The 13144-nt window shown below is 73.3% G+C and carries 9 protein-coding genes and 1 pseudogene; 9 read left to right on the plus strand and 1 reads right to left on the minus strand.

Going from position 1 to position 13144, the window contains the following annotated elements; translation table 11 throughout:
- The first annotated feature begins 513 nt into the window (after window positions 1-513).
- From ACZ6NC_RS30385 to ACZ6NC_RS30395, 3 genes and pseudogenes are all read left to right on the plus strand, one after another.
- Window positions 514-2385, plus strand: coding sequence for a phosphatase PAP2 family protein (locus ACZ6NC_RS30385; RefSeq protein WP_465737044.1), 1872 nt, complete (start codon window positions 514-516; stop codon window positions 2383-2385).
- A 210-nt stretch (window positions 2386-2595) separates the two neighbouring features.
- Window positions 2596-3507, plus strand: coding sequence for a LysR family transcriptional regulator (locus ACZ6NC_RS30390; RefSeq protein WP_465737045.1), 912 nt, complete (start codon window positions 2596-2598; stop codon window positions 3505-3507).
- A gap of 157 nt (window positions 3508-3664) precedes the next feature.
- A pseudogene (locus tag ACZ6NC_RS30395) lies at window positions 3665-3844 on the plus strand (transposase); the annotation flags it as partial.
- Between the two features lie 136 nt (window positions 3845-3980).
- Here ACZ6NC_RS30395 and ACZ6NC_RS30400 read toward each other — a convergent pair.
- A complete protein-coding gene (locus tag ACZ6NC_RS30400) occupies window positions 3981-5492 on the minus strand; it encodes an alpha/beta hydrolase family protein (RefSeq protein ID WP_465737046.1) in 1512 nt (503 codons plus the stop codon).
- Window positions 5493-5751: 259 nt separating this feature from the next.
- Here ACZ6NC_RS30400 and ACZ6NC_RS30405 point away from each other — a divergent pair, with 259 nt between their 5' ends.
- From ACZ6NC_RS30405 to ACZ6NC_RS30430, 6 genes are all read left to right on the plus strand, one after another.
- The gene (locus ACZ6NC_RS30405) at window positions 5752-6906 is read left to right on the plus strand and encodes a sensor histidine kinase (RefSeq protein ID WP_465737047.1); all 1155 of its coding nucleotides are present in this window, start codon (window positions 5752-5754) and stop codon (window positions 6904-6906) included.
- Window positions 6903-7565, plus strand: a complete 663-nt coding sequence (locus tag ACZ6NC_RS30410; RefSeq protein ID WP_465737048.1) for a response regulator — start codon at window positions 6903-6905, stop codon at window positions 7563-7565. Before ACZ6NC_RS30405 ends, ACZ6NC_RS30410 begins: the two co-directional genes overlap by 4 nt.
- Before the next feature lie 351 nt (window positions 7566-7916).
- Window positions 7917-9740, plus strand: a complete 1824-nt coding sequence (locus ACZ6NC_RS30415; protein WP_465737049.1) for a glycoside hydrolase family 15 protein — start codon at window positions 7917-7919, stop codon at window positions 9738-9740.
- Complete coding sequence (locus tag ACZ6NC_RS30420; RefSeq protein ID WP_465737050.1) at window positions 9706-10704, plus strand: cyclase family protein; 999 nt, start codon at window positions 9706-9708, stop codon at window positions 10702-10704. The genes ACZ6NC_RS30415 and ACZ6NC_RS30420 overlap by 35 nt, the downstream gene beginning before the upstream one ends.
- Window positions 10705-10814: 110 nt before the next feature.
- The gene (locus ACZ6NC_RS30425) at window positions 10815-12395 is read left to right on the plus strand and encodes a GMC oxidoreductase (RefSeq protein ID WP_465737052.1); all 1581 of its coding nucleotides are present in this window, start codon (window positions 10815-10817) and stop codon (window positions 12393-12395) included.
- Between the two features lie 283 nt (window positions 12396-12678).
- Window positions 12679-13119, plus strand: coding sequence for a DUF7144 family membrane protein (locus ACZ6NC_RS30430; protein WP_465737053.1), 441 nt, complete (start codon window positions 12679-12681; stop codon window positions 13117-13119).
- The last annotated feature ends 25 nt before the right edge of the window (window positions 13120-13144 follow it).

Genomic DNA, 13144 nt, shown 5'->3' on the forward strand with positions numbered 1-13144 from the left:
CCCGCCCCCCCGGAGGGTAGCCAAGGTTTTGGCTCCCCTCTGGCCCCCGCGACCCCCCTCCCCCCCCCCCCCCGCGGGGGGGGGGAGCCCCCCCCCCCCCCCCCCCCCCCCCCCGACCGCGGACCGTGTGCCGCCCGTTCCCGCCCTTTGCAAACACATGGTTTTGCAAAGGGCGGAGGTGTTGGGCGAATCGTTTCTCCCCCTGGCACCGCCTTCATTCGCGCCCGTACTCTCCCTCGCCTCGCACTTGGCAAACAGCTGGCGAGCTTTGCAAAATGCACCGCCCACCGTGGACCCGCAGCTCACGTCCTGCCCCGTCCCGTCCCCCGCGCGGCGCCGCTCGGGGTGCGAGGTGGCCGCCGCCGTCCGAGAGTCGGCAGGAAGGCGACCCGGCCGACCGGCCCGGGCGCGGCGGTGCGGTGTGGCGAGAGGAGCGGGATGGTCCCGACCAGGCCCGCGACCAGGCCCGCGACCGGAACGCGCCGAGGCCCTGATCCCGTCACCGTCCTCACCGTGCTCTGCCAAGTGATCGCCCTCGCCGCGGCGGCCGCCGTCACCTGGACCACCCTCGCCGACGCAGCCGACGACCGGCCGGCCCTCCCACTCCTCCTCGGCACCTGGCCGTCCACCGCCACCCGGGCCGGCCTGGTGTTCACCGCCCTGGCCGCCGTGGCCACGATCGGCGCCCTGATCGCCCGCCACCCACCCCCGGGCGTGCCCGCCCCGGCCGCCGTCGGCCCACTCGCGGCCTGCGCCGTCCTGGTCAGCGCCGACCTGCGCGGCCACCCCGTGGACGCCGTCCTCGGACTGGCCACCACCGCTCTCGTCCTGCTCGACGTCCTGCCACGCCGCGAGGGCCGCCCCGACCCCGCCTCCGGCCTCGCGCTCGGCGTGGCGATCGCCTTCCAACCCGCTCTCCTCCTCTTCATCGCCGCCCTCCCACGCCCCGGCCCCCGGCCGGCTACCCGCAGCCGTCCCGCCCTGACCGCCCTCGCGGTGGCCGTCCTCCTGCACGGCGTCGTCCGCCTCGCCGACCCGGCGGGCGCCGCCCGCTTCCTGCACCGGTTCGACGACCCGGCCGCCACCGGCGACCCCGTCAACCAGACCGCCCTCGGCGTTCTGCTCCGGCTGGGCCTGCACGGCCCGCCGCTGCTCGCCGTCTGGCTGGCGGTGGCGGTCACCGCCGTGGTGCTCGCCCTCCGGCGTTCCCGCGCCCTCGCCCGCGACGGCCAGCCGCTGCTCGCGGCCGGCGTGCTCGGCTGCGCCACCCTGGTCGCGGCCCCCGTCGCCGTACCCGCCGACCTCGGCTGGCTGCTCCTCACCGCCACCGGCCGGATCGGCCGCCGGCCCGAGGACCGCGCACTCTGGCCGCTGATCGCCACCACCGTTGCCCTGTTGCCCAGCACCATGCTCGACCCCGGTATCGAACCGGTCAGCGGCCTGCTGCTACGCAAGGCCCCCACCCTGGTCGCCCTCGCCGCGGCCGCCGCCCTCCCGTTCCGCCGTCGTACCGACCCGCAGTGGCACCTGCGCCGCACCCCGGGCCCGCCCCCGCACCGCCGGCCCCTCCTGCGGCACCTCCCGTTGCTCCCCGCGCCGCTGCGACCGGTCTCCCGCCCGAACCTGGTACTGGAACTCCTCTTCATCCAGGTCGGCTACGGCATCTACAGCTTCATCCGCAACGCCGCCCCCGACCGCGTCGCCACCGCCACCGGGCACGCCCGCAGCCTCTACGGCCTGGAACGGGCGTTGCACATCGACATCGAACCGGCCGTCAACGGCTGGGCGCTGGGGGCCGGCGCCTGGCTGCTGGACGCGGCACAGCAGTACTACAGGGTGCTCCACTTCGTGGTGCCGCTCGGCGTGCTGGTCTGGCTCTACGCCTGCCATCCGTCGCGCTACCGCACTGCCCGTACCGTCCTGTTCGCCGCCACCGGCCTCGCCCTGGTCGGTTTCTGGGGCTTCCCACTCGCGCCGCCCCGGCTGGTCCCCGAGTTCGGCCTGCGCGAGGACCCGTCCGGCATCCCCGGCGAGGCCCCGCTCGGCGCCCTGACGGCGCTCTCCAACCAGTACGCGGCGATGCCGTCGCTGCACATCGCCTGGGCCGGCTGGTGCACCCTGGTCGTGATCACCACCACCCGCCACCGCCGGCTGCGCCCCCTGGCGGCCCTCTACCCGGCGCTCACCTTCCTCGTGGTGGTGGCCACCGCCAACCACTGGGTCCTGGACGCGGTCGGCGGTGTCGCCGTCCTGCTCGCCGGCTGCCTCGCCCAGTACGTCCTCACCGCCCGCCTCCTCACCGACCCCGACCCGCCCGCCCCGGCGCCTGCACCGGCCCCCGCCCCGGACGACGACCTCGCCCACCCGGGCCGCAAGGAGTCCTGAGCTGCAAGGACCTCTGAGCCGCAGAGGACGCTGGGCCGCCGAGGACCCTGGTTTGCAAAGAAAGGCCCCTGAACTGCAGGACCCCCGAGCCGCAAGGACGCCCGAGGCAGCACGCCTCCGGAGCGGGAAGTCGGCCGGTCCGACTTCCCACTCCGGCACCCCGTGCCTCCGCCGCCCCGGGGTTCCCCGCCACGCTGGCAGAATTGGCGTGTGATCGACGCACGACGGCTTCGGACCCTGCGGGCCGTGGCGGACCACCGCACCGTGACCGCCGCGGCGGCCGCCCTCTACCTCACCCCTTCGGCGGTCTCCCAGCAGCTGGCCGCGCTGGAGCAGGAGACCGGCCACCACCTGCTCGCCCGCGAGGGCCGGGGCGTGCGGCTCACCGCGGCGGGCGAGATCCTGCTGGGCCACGCCGACGCCGTCCTCGCCCAGCTGGAGCGGGCCGAGGCGGACCTCGCCGCCTACTCCGCGGGCGTCTCCGGCGAGGTCACCGTCGCCTCCTTCGCGACCGGCATCTCCCTCGTCCTCGCCCCCGCCATCGGCACCCTCGCCACCCGCGCGCCCGGCGTCCGCCTCAAAGTGCTGGACGCGGAGGGGGACGCCAGCCTCCCGATGGTCCTGGACGGGCGCGCCGACCTCGCGGTGGCCGTCGAGTACCGGGGCGCCCCGCGCGCCGACGACGCCCGGCTCACCCGGGTGCCGCTGTACGCCGAACCGTTCGAGGCGGTGCTCCCGCTCGGCCACCCGCTCGCCGTCGCCGAGGGGCCGATCGCCGTCGCCGACCTCGCCGACGAGCCGTGGATCGGCCCGTACCCCGGCAACCCCTGTCACGACGTGGTGCTGCTGGCCTGCGAGTACGCCGGCTTCCAGCCGCGTCTGGTGCACTCCTCGGACGACTTCCGCGCGGTCGTCGCGCTCGCCTCGGCCGGTGCCGGGGTCGCGCTGGTGCCGCGCTCCGCGCTGCTGGGCGTGGACCTCGCGCACGTCGCGGTCCGGCGGGTGGACAGCGCGCTCGCCACCCGCCGGGTCTTCGCGGCCGTCCGGGCCGGCGCGGACGGCCACCCGCTGATCCGCCCGGTCCTGGACGCCCTGGCCGAGGCGGCCGCGGCCACCGCCTGAGAAAGTTTTGGGTAATTGATCAACTGCATGCCGTGATGCGTCGGTGGTGATCTCCGTGGTCTAGCCGTCCATGAAGATCACCATCATGTGTGTCTGTGCGTGCAGGCCGTCCTACGACTAGTCGTTGACGGATGCTCAGTGGGCGGAGATCGTCGCGGTGCCGCGCAATGCGGATGTGAAAGGCTTCCACGTGCTGCCCCGCAGGTGGGTGGTCGAGCGGACATTCTCCTGGCTGGGACGGTGCAGACGGTCGGCACGGGACTACGAGCGCAAGACCGCGCACGCCGAAGCGATGATCAAAGTCGCCATGATCCGTCTCATGGCCGCCCGCCTCGCCGGCGAGGAGATCGCCGGCGAGGAGATCGAACCGCGCGGCCCCATCGAGACCGAAGCAGCCCGCCGCCTCGCCGACGACCTCAAGAACGAGTGATCACCCGATCACCCAACACCTTCTTACACGCGTGTTGGGCCAATCACGGGGTCAGCCCCGCAGTTCCCCGAGCCCCTGATGGTGAGACCGTGTAGACCTTCCCGTAGGCCCGGAGGGTTTCGGCCGGGTCGCCGGGGCGGCCTCGCAGGACGGCGTCCAGGAAGGCGAGGGTGGCTCCGGCGACGATGCGCGGGCTCTCGGTGCGCCCGAGGGTGCCGACGATCGAGGGCACCGGCGGCAAGTAGAGCGGGCCGTCCATGAAGGTGAGGTGCCCCGCGCCGGGGACGGCAAGCCGGTAGCTCGTCGCGGTGCTGTGCTCGAGGGCGTCGGTGAGGCGGGGCAGGTAGCGCGGGTCGGTGCCGGCGGTGATCTCCTGGGTGAGCGCGAGCGCCGGCTGCTCGAGGGCGGGCGCGGTGGGGCCATGGGGGTAGCCGTCCAGGTCGACGACGGCGCCGAACCGGCGGTCCTGCCGGGCCGCCTGCAGGGCGGCGGCACCGCCCAGGGAGTGGCCGGCCACCGCGGCGCGGCCAATGTCCAGGCGTCCGGTCAGCGGGTCGGCGGTCTCGCCCCGGTCCAGCCGTTCCAGCTGGGTGAGGACGAAGCCGAGGTCGGCGGCCCGGACGGCGGTCCAGCCCGCCGCCAGCTCCTCGTCCTGGTCCCGGTCCCCGCTGGAGGCGGTCGTGGCGCGGATCGTGCGGCCGTCTGCGAGGACGACGACGGCGGAGTCGTACGGGTGGTCGAGGGCGGCGACCAGGTAGCCGTGGCTGGCCAGCTCCTCCGCCCAGGCGGTGTTCTGGGTCCGCACCCCGCCCGACCCCGGGGAGAACAGGACGACCGGGAACCGTTCTCCCCCACCGGCCACCGGGGCGTCGACGACCGCACGGCTGCGAGCCCGCGGGACACCGTCGACCAGGAAGCCGGGCAGGCCGACCCCGCCTGCGAGGGCCTCGGCGACGGCGCGCGCCTCCTGCTCCGTGCGTCCCAGGTACTGGGCCCGCTGGGTGCCGGCGGGGCTCTTCTGCGCGGGGTACCAGAGCTGGGCCACGACCGTGCGCCGGTCGTCCGGATCGGCGGTGAAGCTCTCGGGGCGGAGCGGGTCGGTCCACTGCACCACCCGGGTGCCGACCGCGAAGCCGCCCGACGGCTCGGGGAACTCGGGCACGGGGAAGGCCCAGGCCGCCACCGGGCCAATGGCGATCAGGCCGGCGCAGGCCAGCGATCCCGGCAGGGCCAGCCACCAGCGGGCCCGCCACGCCGGTCGGCCGGTACGGCGTCGCAGCAGGGGCGGGAGGGCGAACGCCGACGCCAGGGCGGCGCCGGCCAGGACCGGCAGCAGCTGCCAGCGGATCCCCACCACGCCCAGCACGGTCGCGGACGCCACGAGCACCGCCCCCGCCCCGATCGTGACGGGCCGGCGGGCAGCCGGGGGGAGCCAGCGCGCCGCCACCAGCGCGAGGGCACCCAGCAGGACGAGGACTTCCGGAAGGGACATCGACAGCCCCGTGATGGTTTCGGTCACCCGGCCATGCTCGACGCCGGGTCCGCGCCGCCGCATCGGTCCCGGGTCGCCGCCGGTTGCCACTCCGGTCGCAATCCGGGCGGGCCGCAGTGCGACCGGAGTGGCAACCGGTCACGCCCGTCCGGCGGCCGCTCTGCGACCGCAGGAGGTGGTGGGCCTCCTCCTGCGGTCGTACCCCGGCAGGGTGCGGTCGGACTGTGGGCTCATGCGCGCCGCCGCCCCCGCGGCCTAGGCTCCGGCTGTACGCGCTGACGGTCCCGGTCGGGCCGCCACGACGACCGATCGACGGGGAGGTGTGACGGTGCGCCACCGGGACCGGGTACCGCCCCTGGTGTGGGACGCGGGGCTGCCGATCCTTCTCCTCCTCAACGTCGTGACCGCCTACCCGGCGCGGGAGCTGCCGGTGGCCGCGGCGCTCACCGCCGCCCTGGCGCTCCCCCTGCTGTGGCGGCGCCGGGCCCCGCTCGTGGTGTTCGGCGCCGTGGCGGCCGCGGCCTTCGTCCAGTGGCTGATGGACGTCCAACTGCCCGCGGACATCGCCCTGCTGGTGGCCCTCTACACGGCGGCCGCCCACACCGGCCGGCGCGGCACGCTCCTCGCCGGTGCCGTCGTGGAGGGCGGGGCCGTGCTGGCCTGCCTGCGCTGGGCACCGGACGGCGCGTTCCTGACCCCCTTCGTCGCGCTCTCCGCGACGGTCGTCGCCGCCGCCGTCCTCGGGGTGAACGTGCGGACCAGCCGGGCCTACCTCGCCGCCGTGCAGGAACGGGCCGAACGGCTGGCGCTGCACCAGGAGCAGCAGACACGGCTGGCCGTTGCCGAGGAGCGGGCCCGGATCACCCGCGAGATGCACGACATCGTCACCCACAACCTGTCCGTCATGGTCGCGCTCACCGACGCCGCCGTCTACGCCCAGCACAGGTCCCCGGACCGGGCCACCGCCGCGATGCTGCAGACCTCCGAGACGGGCCGGCAGGCGCTGACCGACATGCGGCGCTCGCTGGGCGTCCTGCGGACCGGTGAGCGGGACGCGGAGCGCCACCCGCCGCCCGGCATCGCCCAGCTGGAGGCCCTCGCCGACCAGATGGGCGCCGCCGGGCTGCCGACCCGCCTGGAGGTCCGCGGCGGCCACACCCACGTCCCCGCCACCGCACAACTCACCGTCTACCGTCTGGTGCAGGAAGCCTTGACCAACACCCTCAAGCACACACCCGCCGGCACCCGCGCGACGGTCCTGGTCGAGTGCTCGGCCCAGGCCGTCGGCGTGGACGTCACCGACAGCGGCCCTCGCCCGGCGCGGCCCGCCGCCGCACCGCCCGGCCACGGCATCCCCGGCATGTGCGAGCGCGCGGCCGCCTACGGGGGGACGCTGCAGGCCGGACCGCTTCCGGGCGGCGGCTGGGGCGTCCGTACCCGACTCCTCCTCAACGGCTGCGGGGCGGCCTCCGCATGACGATCCGCATCCTGATCGCCGACGACGAGGCACTGCTCCGGATGGCCTTCGGCACGGTCCTGGAGGCCCAGCCCGACATGACACCGGTCGGCGAGGCCGCGGACGGCGCCCAGGCAGTCCGCCTCGCCCGGGAGCTGCAGCCCGATGTCGTCCTCATGGACGTCCGGATGCCCGGGACGGACGGGATCGAGGCGACCCGACAGGTCGTCGAGGTCTCCCCGCAGAGCAGAGTGCTGATCCTGACCACCTTCGACCTGGACGCGTACGCCTTCGCCGGTCTCGCCGCCGGAGCCTCGGGCTTCCTGCTGAAGAACACCAGGCCGGAGGAGCTGCTCACCGCGATCCGCAACGTCGCGGCGGGCGACGCGGTGCTCTCCCCGCGGATCACCCGGCGCCTGCTGGAGGACTTCCGTCTGCACCTGCCCGACGGCGGCGCCGCCGTCCGCGACGAGCGGCTGGACCGGCTGAGCGCCCGTGAGCGCGAGGTGCTCGTCGAGGTCGGCCGCGGCCTGTCCAACGCCGAGATCGCGGCCGCGCTGTACCTCGCGGAGGCGACCGTGAAGTCCCATCTGGGGCGGATCCTGCACAAGCTCGAACTCCGCGACCGGATCCAGGCCGTGGTCTTCGCCCACGACAACCGCCTGGTCCGCCCGGCCTGAGAAGGTGTCGGGTAGTCGGGTGATCACTCGTTCTTGAGGTCGTCGGCGAGGCGGCGGGCACCGTCCCAGCCACTTCGCGCCCGCCCGATCCTGCGCCGAGGCCGAGTGCACGACCGCCCGCAGCACGAGCCCGCCCGACCCTGGCCTCACCTCGGTACTCCGCGTTCCCACCGTCGCCGGGCGCGGGCAGACAGGTGAGTTGGGCGATTCCCTCCGGGGAGGGCCGGTGGTCGGGACGCGACGACGCCAACGCCGGTGACGGCACATTGACGGCCGCGGCGCGTCGGCCCTTCTTGTCGCACAGCGCATCGGATAGTGGACGCTGTGTAGTCATCTTGGGATGGGATGTTCATGGACCGCTACCCCCCGATCGCCGACCACGGTCTGGTGGGCGATCTGCAGACCGCCGCCCTGGTGTCCTCGCAAGGTGTGGTGGACTGGTTCTGCGCGCCGAGGTTCGACTCGCCCAGTGTCTTCGCCTCGCTGCTCGACCACGACCGCGGCGGGTACTTCCGGCTGGCACCCGAGCACTCGGAGGTGTCGTGCAAGCAGCTCTACTACCCGGACACCGGCGTGCTGGTGACACGGTTCATGTCGCCGGACGGCGTCGGCGAGGTCATCGACTGGATGCCGGCGAACACCAGCCGCACTCCGACCGACCGCCACAGCCTGATGCGGGTGGTCCGCGCCGTGCGTGGCACCGTGCGGTTCGTCCTGGAGTGCCGGCCGCGGTTCGACTACGGCCGGGCCGGCCATGAGCTCGAACTGCATGGTCGGGACGCCGTGTTCCGCGCCCCGGGGATCGCCGGGCACCTGCAGGCCAGTTTCCCGCTGGAGCGGGACGGGGACGACGTCCGCGGAGCGGTCACCCTCAACATCGGGGAGTCCGCCGTCGCCGTGTTCACGACGTCCGCCGCCGACGGCGGGGCGCCGCCCCCGCTCACCGCGGAGGGCGTCACGGAGCGGCTGTGGGCGGAGGTCGACTTCTGGCAGAAGTGGCTGCACACTTCCCGCTACCGGGGGCGCTGGGCCGAGATGGTGAACCGCTCGGCCATCACGCTCAAGCTCCTCACCTACCACCCCTCCGGTGCGCCGGTCGCCGCCGCCACCATGGGCCTGCCGGAGCAGGTCGGGGGCGAGCGCAACTGGGACTACCGGTACTCGTGGGTGCGGGACGGCTCGCTCTCGGTGCGTGCGCTGCTCGACCTCGGGTTCGCGGAGGAGGCGTCGGCGTTCACCAAGTGGTTGGGCGACCGGATGCACGACCGGGCCGATCTGCCTGGCGAGCGGCTGCAGATCATGTACCGGGTCGACGGCGACCCGAATCTCGCGGAGGAGGTCCTGGAGCACTGGGAGGGCTACCGGGGTTCGCGTCCGGTGCGGGCGGGCAACGCCGCCGCCGACCAGCTGCAGCTCGACATCTACGGCGAGTCCCTGTACGCGATGGCCGAGGGCTTGGACGTCGGCGTGGAGCTGGGCTACCACGGCTGGAAGGGTCTCGCGCGGACCCTGGACTGGCTGTCCGACAACTGGGATCGCCCGGACGAGGGCATCTGGGAGACACGCGGCGGGCGCAACGACTTCACCTACAGCCGGGTGATGTGCTGGGTGGCGTTCGACCGGGGCATGCGCCTGGCGACCGAACTCAGCCGGCCCGCCGACATCCCGCGCTGGCGCGCCGCCCGCGACAGCATCCTCGAACAGGTGATGGAGAAGGGCTGGAGCAAGGCTGAGAAAGCCCTGGTGCAGCACTACGGCGGCGACGTCCTGGACGCCTCCCTCCTGCTCATCCCGCGCGTGGGATTCCTCTCCGGGAAGAGCCCGGGCTGGCTCTCCACCCTGGACGCCATGGAGCGCAAACTCGTCTCGGACAGCCTCGTCTACCGCTACGACCCGGCCGCGTCGCCGGACGGCCTGCGCGGCTCGGAGGGCACGTTCAGCCTCTGCACGTATCTCTACGTCGACGCCCTGGCCCGGGCCGGGCGCGTCCGTCCGGCGCGCTACACGTTCGAGAAGATGCACACCTACGCCAACCACGTCGGGCTCTTCGCCGAGGAGATCGGCCCGAGCGGCGAGCAACTCGGCAACTTCCCGCAGGCGTTCACCCACCTGTCGCTCATCATGGCGGCATCGACCCTGGATGAGGCCCTTGACCGGCAGCGGCAGCGCGACTGATCCGGGGCCGGGCCGGCCGGGGCACGGGCAGCCGGGGGGTGGCCGCCCGCAGAGCCGGGCCGCGTTCGACGAACTGTACGCGCGCCTCCGGGAGTCGGCGGTCAGCACACAGTCCGGCGGGCGCGGAGCACTGGCCGCCGTCACGCCCGCGACGGTCCGCGCCGCGGTGGCGGAGGTCCGCTCCGGCAGGACCGTCACCCTCGCCGCACCGGTCGAGACCCGCGCGGCCCCCGACAACCCGCACCCGGCCGGCCACCGGCTCACCAGCCGCCCGGAGGCCGAGGCTCCGGCCACCGGGCTCCACTTCGCCACCGACCACTTCTCGATGCACGTCCACGGCGACGCGGACAGCCACCTCGACGCTCTGTGCCACGTCGTCTACGACGGCACCCTGTACGGGGGCGTCCCCGCGCGCACCGTGACCGCGGAGGGCGCCACCGCCCTGTCCGTCGAGCTCGTGCGGGACGGCGTCGTCGGCCGCGGCGTCCTGCTCGACATTCCGCGGCTGCGCGGCGTGCCGTGGCTGGAGCCGGGCGACTACGTCACCGCCGACGACCTCCGGGCCGCCGAGGCCGCGCAGCGCGTGCGGGTCGGTGCGGGGGACATCCTCCTCGTCCGGGTGGGCCACCGCCGCAGGCGCGTCGAGAGGGGGCCCTGGGACGCGGCGCGTAGCCGGGCAGGGCTGCATCCCACCGCGGTGGAGTTCCTCGCCGAGCGCCGGGTCTCCGTGCTGGGCAGCGACGGCAACAACGACACGGCCCCCAGCCTCACGGAGGGCGTGGACTTCCCCGTGCACGTCCTGGGCATTCACGCCCTCGGGCTCCACTTCATGGACTACCTGCAGTTCGAGGACCTGGTACCGCTCTGCGAGGAGGAGGGCCGCTGGTCGTTCCTCTGCGTGGTTGCGCCCCTGCGGCTCCCCGCGGCCACCGGTTCTCCTGTCAACCCCATCGCCGTCCTCTGACCGGCGGTCCAGCCGCCGGCCCGCACCGCACCAGACCACACCGCACCAGACCACACCGCAGCACACCGCACCGACCCACACCGCACCGACCCACGATCCGAGGCGACCCCATGGCAGGCACCGAGCACTACGACGTCATCGTCATCGGCACCGGAGCAGGCGGCGGCACCCTCGCCCACCGCCTCGCCCCCACCGGCAAGCGCGTCCTCATCCTGGAGCGCGGCGGCTACCTGCCCCGCGAGCGGGACAACTGGGAGTCCACCGCGGTCTTCGTCAAGGGCAAGTACCGCGCTCCCGAGTTCTGGTACGACAAACACGGCGACCAGTTCCCACCCGAGGTCAACTACTACGTCGGCGGCAACACGAAGTTCTACGGTGCCGCGCTGTTCCGCCTGCGCCCCGAGGACTTCGGCGAGTTGCGGCATCACGGCGGCATTTCCCCGGCCTGGCCGATCCGTTACGAGGACCTGGAGCCGTACTACACCCAGGCCGAGCACCTGTACCTGGTGCACGGCCGGCACGGGGAGGACCCCGGGGAGGGGCCAGTGAGTGCCCAGTACGCGTATCCGCCCGTGCAGCACGAGCCGCGCATCCAGCAGCTCAGCGACGACCTGGAGAAGCAGGGCCTGCACCCCTTCCACCTGCCGATCGGCGTGAACCTCACCCAGGACGGCGACGGCCGGGCGACCCACACCAGCGTGTGCATCCGCTGCAACCGGGTCGACGGATTCCCGTGCCTGGTGCAGGGCAAGGCCGACGCCCAGGTCATCTGTGTCGACCCGGCCCTGGAGCACGACAACGTCACGATGGTCACCGGGGCGAACGTCCGCAGGCTCGAAACCGGGCCGACCGGCCGCAGCGTCGACAAGGTGGTCGCCGAACTCGCCGACGGAACGGTCGCGGAGTACTCCGCCGACGTCGTGGTGGTGGCCTGCGGGGCGGTCAACTCCGCCGCACTGCTGCTGCGTTCGGCGAACGACCGGCACCCGGACGGCCTCGCCAACAGCTCGGGCGTGGTGGGGCGCCACTACATGCGGCACAACAACCTCGCGCTGATGGCGGTGTCGAAGGAGCCCAACGACACGCAGTTCCAGAAGACCCTCGCGCTCAACGACTGGTACCTGGGCGCGGACGACTGGGACTACCCCCTGGGCGGTATCCAGATGCTCGGCAAGTCCGACTCCGACCAGATCAAGGGCGAGGCGCCCCGCTGGGCCGGACTGGCATCGCCCGACATGCCCTTCGAGGTGCTGGCCCACCACGCGGTGGACTTCTGGCTCTGCGGCGAGGACCTCCCGCACCCCGACAACCGCGTCACCCTCGACAGTGACGGCGCCATCCACCTCGCCCTGGACGAGAAGAACAACACCGAAGGGCTGAAGCGCCTGCAGCACAAGCTCCAGAAGATGCTGGGTCACCTGGGCATGCACCCCCACCACCTGCTGCCGCACAGCCTCTACCTGCACAAGGGGATGCCGATCGGTGCCACCGCGCACCAGGCCGGCACCGTGCGCTTCGGCACCGACCCGCGGACCTCGGCACTCGACGTCGACTGCAAGGCCCACGACCTGGACAATCTCTACGTCGTCGACACCAGTTTCTTCCCGAGCATCGGTGCGGTGAACCCGTCGCTGACGGCCATCGCCAACGCCCTGCGGGTCGGCGACCGCATCGCCGAGCGCCTCGGCTGACCTGACCTGACCTGACCTGACCCGGCCCGGCCCTGCGCCGTCGCCGTGTTGTCGGCCGCGGGACAGCGACGGCATCCCGGATCTACTGGCCTGCCCTGCCGCGACGCGGTCCGCTCCGGAACGGCGATCAGGACGGTGCGCTGCGCCTGCCGGGCTGTGAGCGTCTCCACGGCCCCGCGGCCGCACGGGGCGCAGTATCGACGTCGCCGTGGAACGCTGGAAGTGGAGCCGCCCGGTCGGCCTTTTCGGAAGGCCGGGTGGCTCCCCGAACCAAGGAGGCCCCATGGCCGGCAACCTCAACCAGCCGCAGCCCGGGCAGGTCACCGCCGATACCTCGCGGCATGTTCTACGGTCAGGCTGGATCGTTCTCGCGGCGGTCCTGATGATCTTCGGCGGAGCCATGGCGATCTTCGAGGGGATCGCCGCCATCGCCAAGGACGACCTGTTCGTCAGAACGGCCGACTACACGTTCCGCTTCAACCTGACCGGATGGGGCTGGATCCACCTCATCCTGGGCATCGTCGTCGTCCTCGCCGGCTGCGCCCTGTTCGCCGGAGCGGTATGGGCGCGCGTTGTCGGTGTCGTGCTCGCCGGCCTGAGCCTGATCGCCAACTTCCTGTGGTTGCCCTACTACCCGTTCTGGGCCATCGTCCTGATCGCCGTCAACATCTTCATCATCTGGGCCCTGTGCGTCGGATCGCTCCGCGACGCCGGCAGGCCCTGATCCCTGACGGCCCGTCATTGCCGGC

It is taken from the genome of Kitasatospora sp. NPDC041988 (assembly GCF_055588525.1).

Excerpts from the sequence above, each read along its gene's own strand:
- ACZ6NC_RS30400 (WP_465737046.1), bottom strand. The coding sequence starts at position 5,492 with ATGCGGCGGCGCGGACCCGGCGTCGAGCATGGCCGGGTGACCGAAACC.
- ACZ6NC_RS30410 (WP_465737048.1), top strand. The coding sequence starts at position 6,903 with ATGACGATCCGCATCCTGATCGCCGACGACGAGGCACTGCTCCGGATG.
- ACZ6NC_RS30415 (WP_465737049.1), top strand. The coding sequence starts at position 7,917 with ATGGACCGCTACCCCCCGATCGCCGACCACGGTCTGGTGGGCGATCTG.
- ACZ6NC_RS30420 (WP_465737050.1), top strand. The coding sequence starts at position 9,706 with ATGAGGCCCTTGACCGGCAGCGGCAGCGCGACTGATCCGGGGCCGGGC.
- ACZ6NC_RS30425 (WP_465737052.1), top strand. The coding sequence starts at position 10,815 with ATGGCAGGCACCGAGCACTACGACGTCATCGTCATCGGCACCGGAGCA.
- ACZ6NC_RS30430 (WP_465737053.1), top strand. The coding sequence starts at position 12,679 with ATGGCCGGCAACCTCAACCAGCCGCAGCCCGGGCAGGTCACCGCCGAT.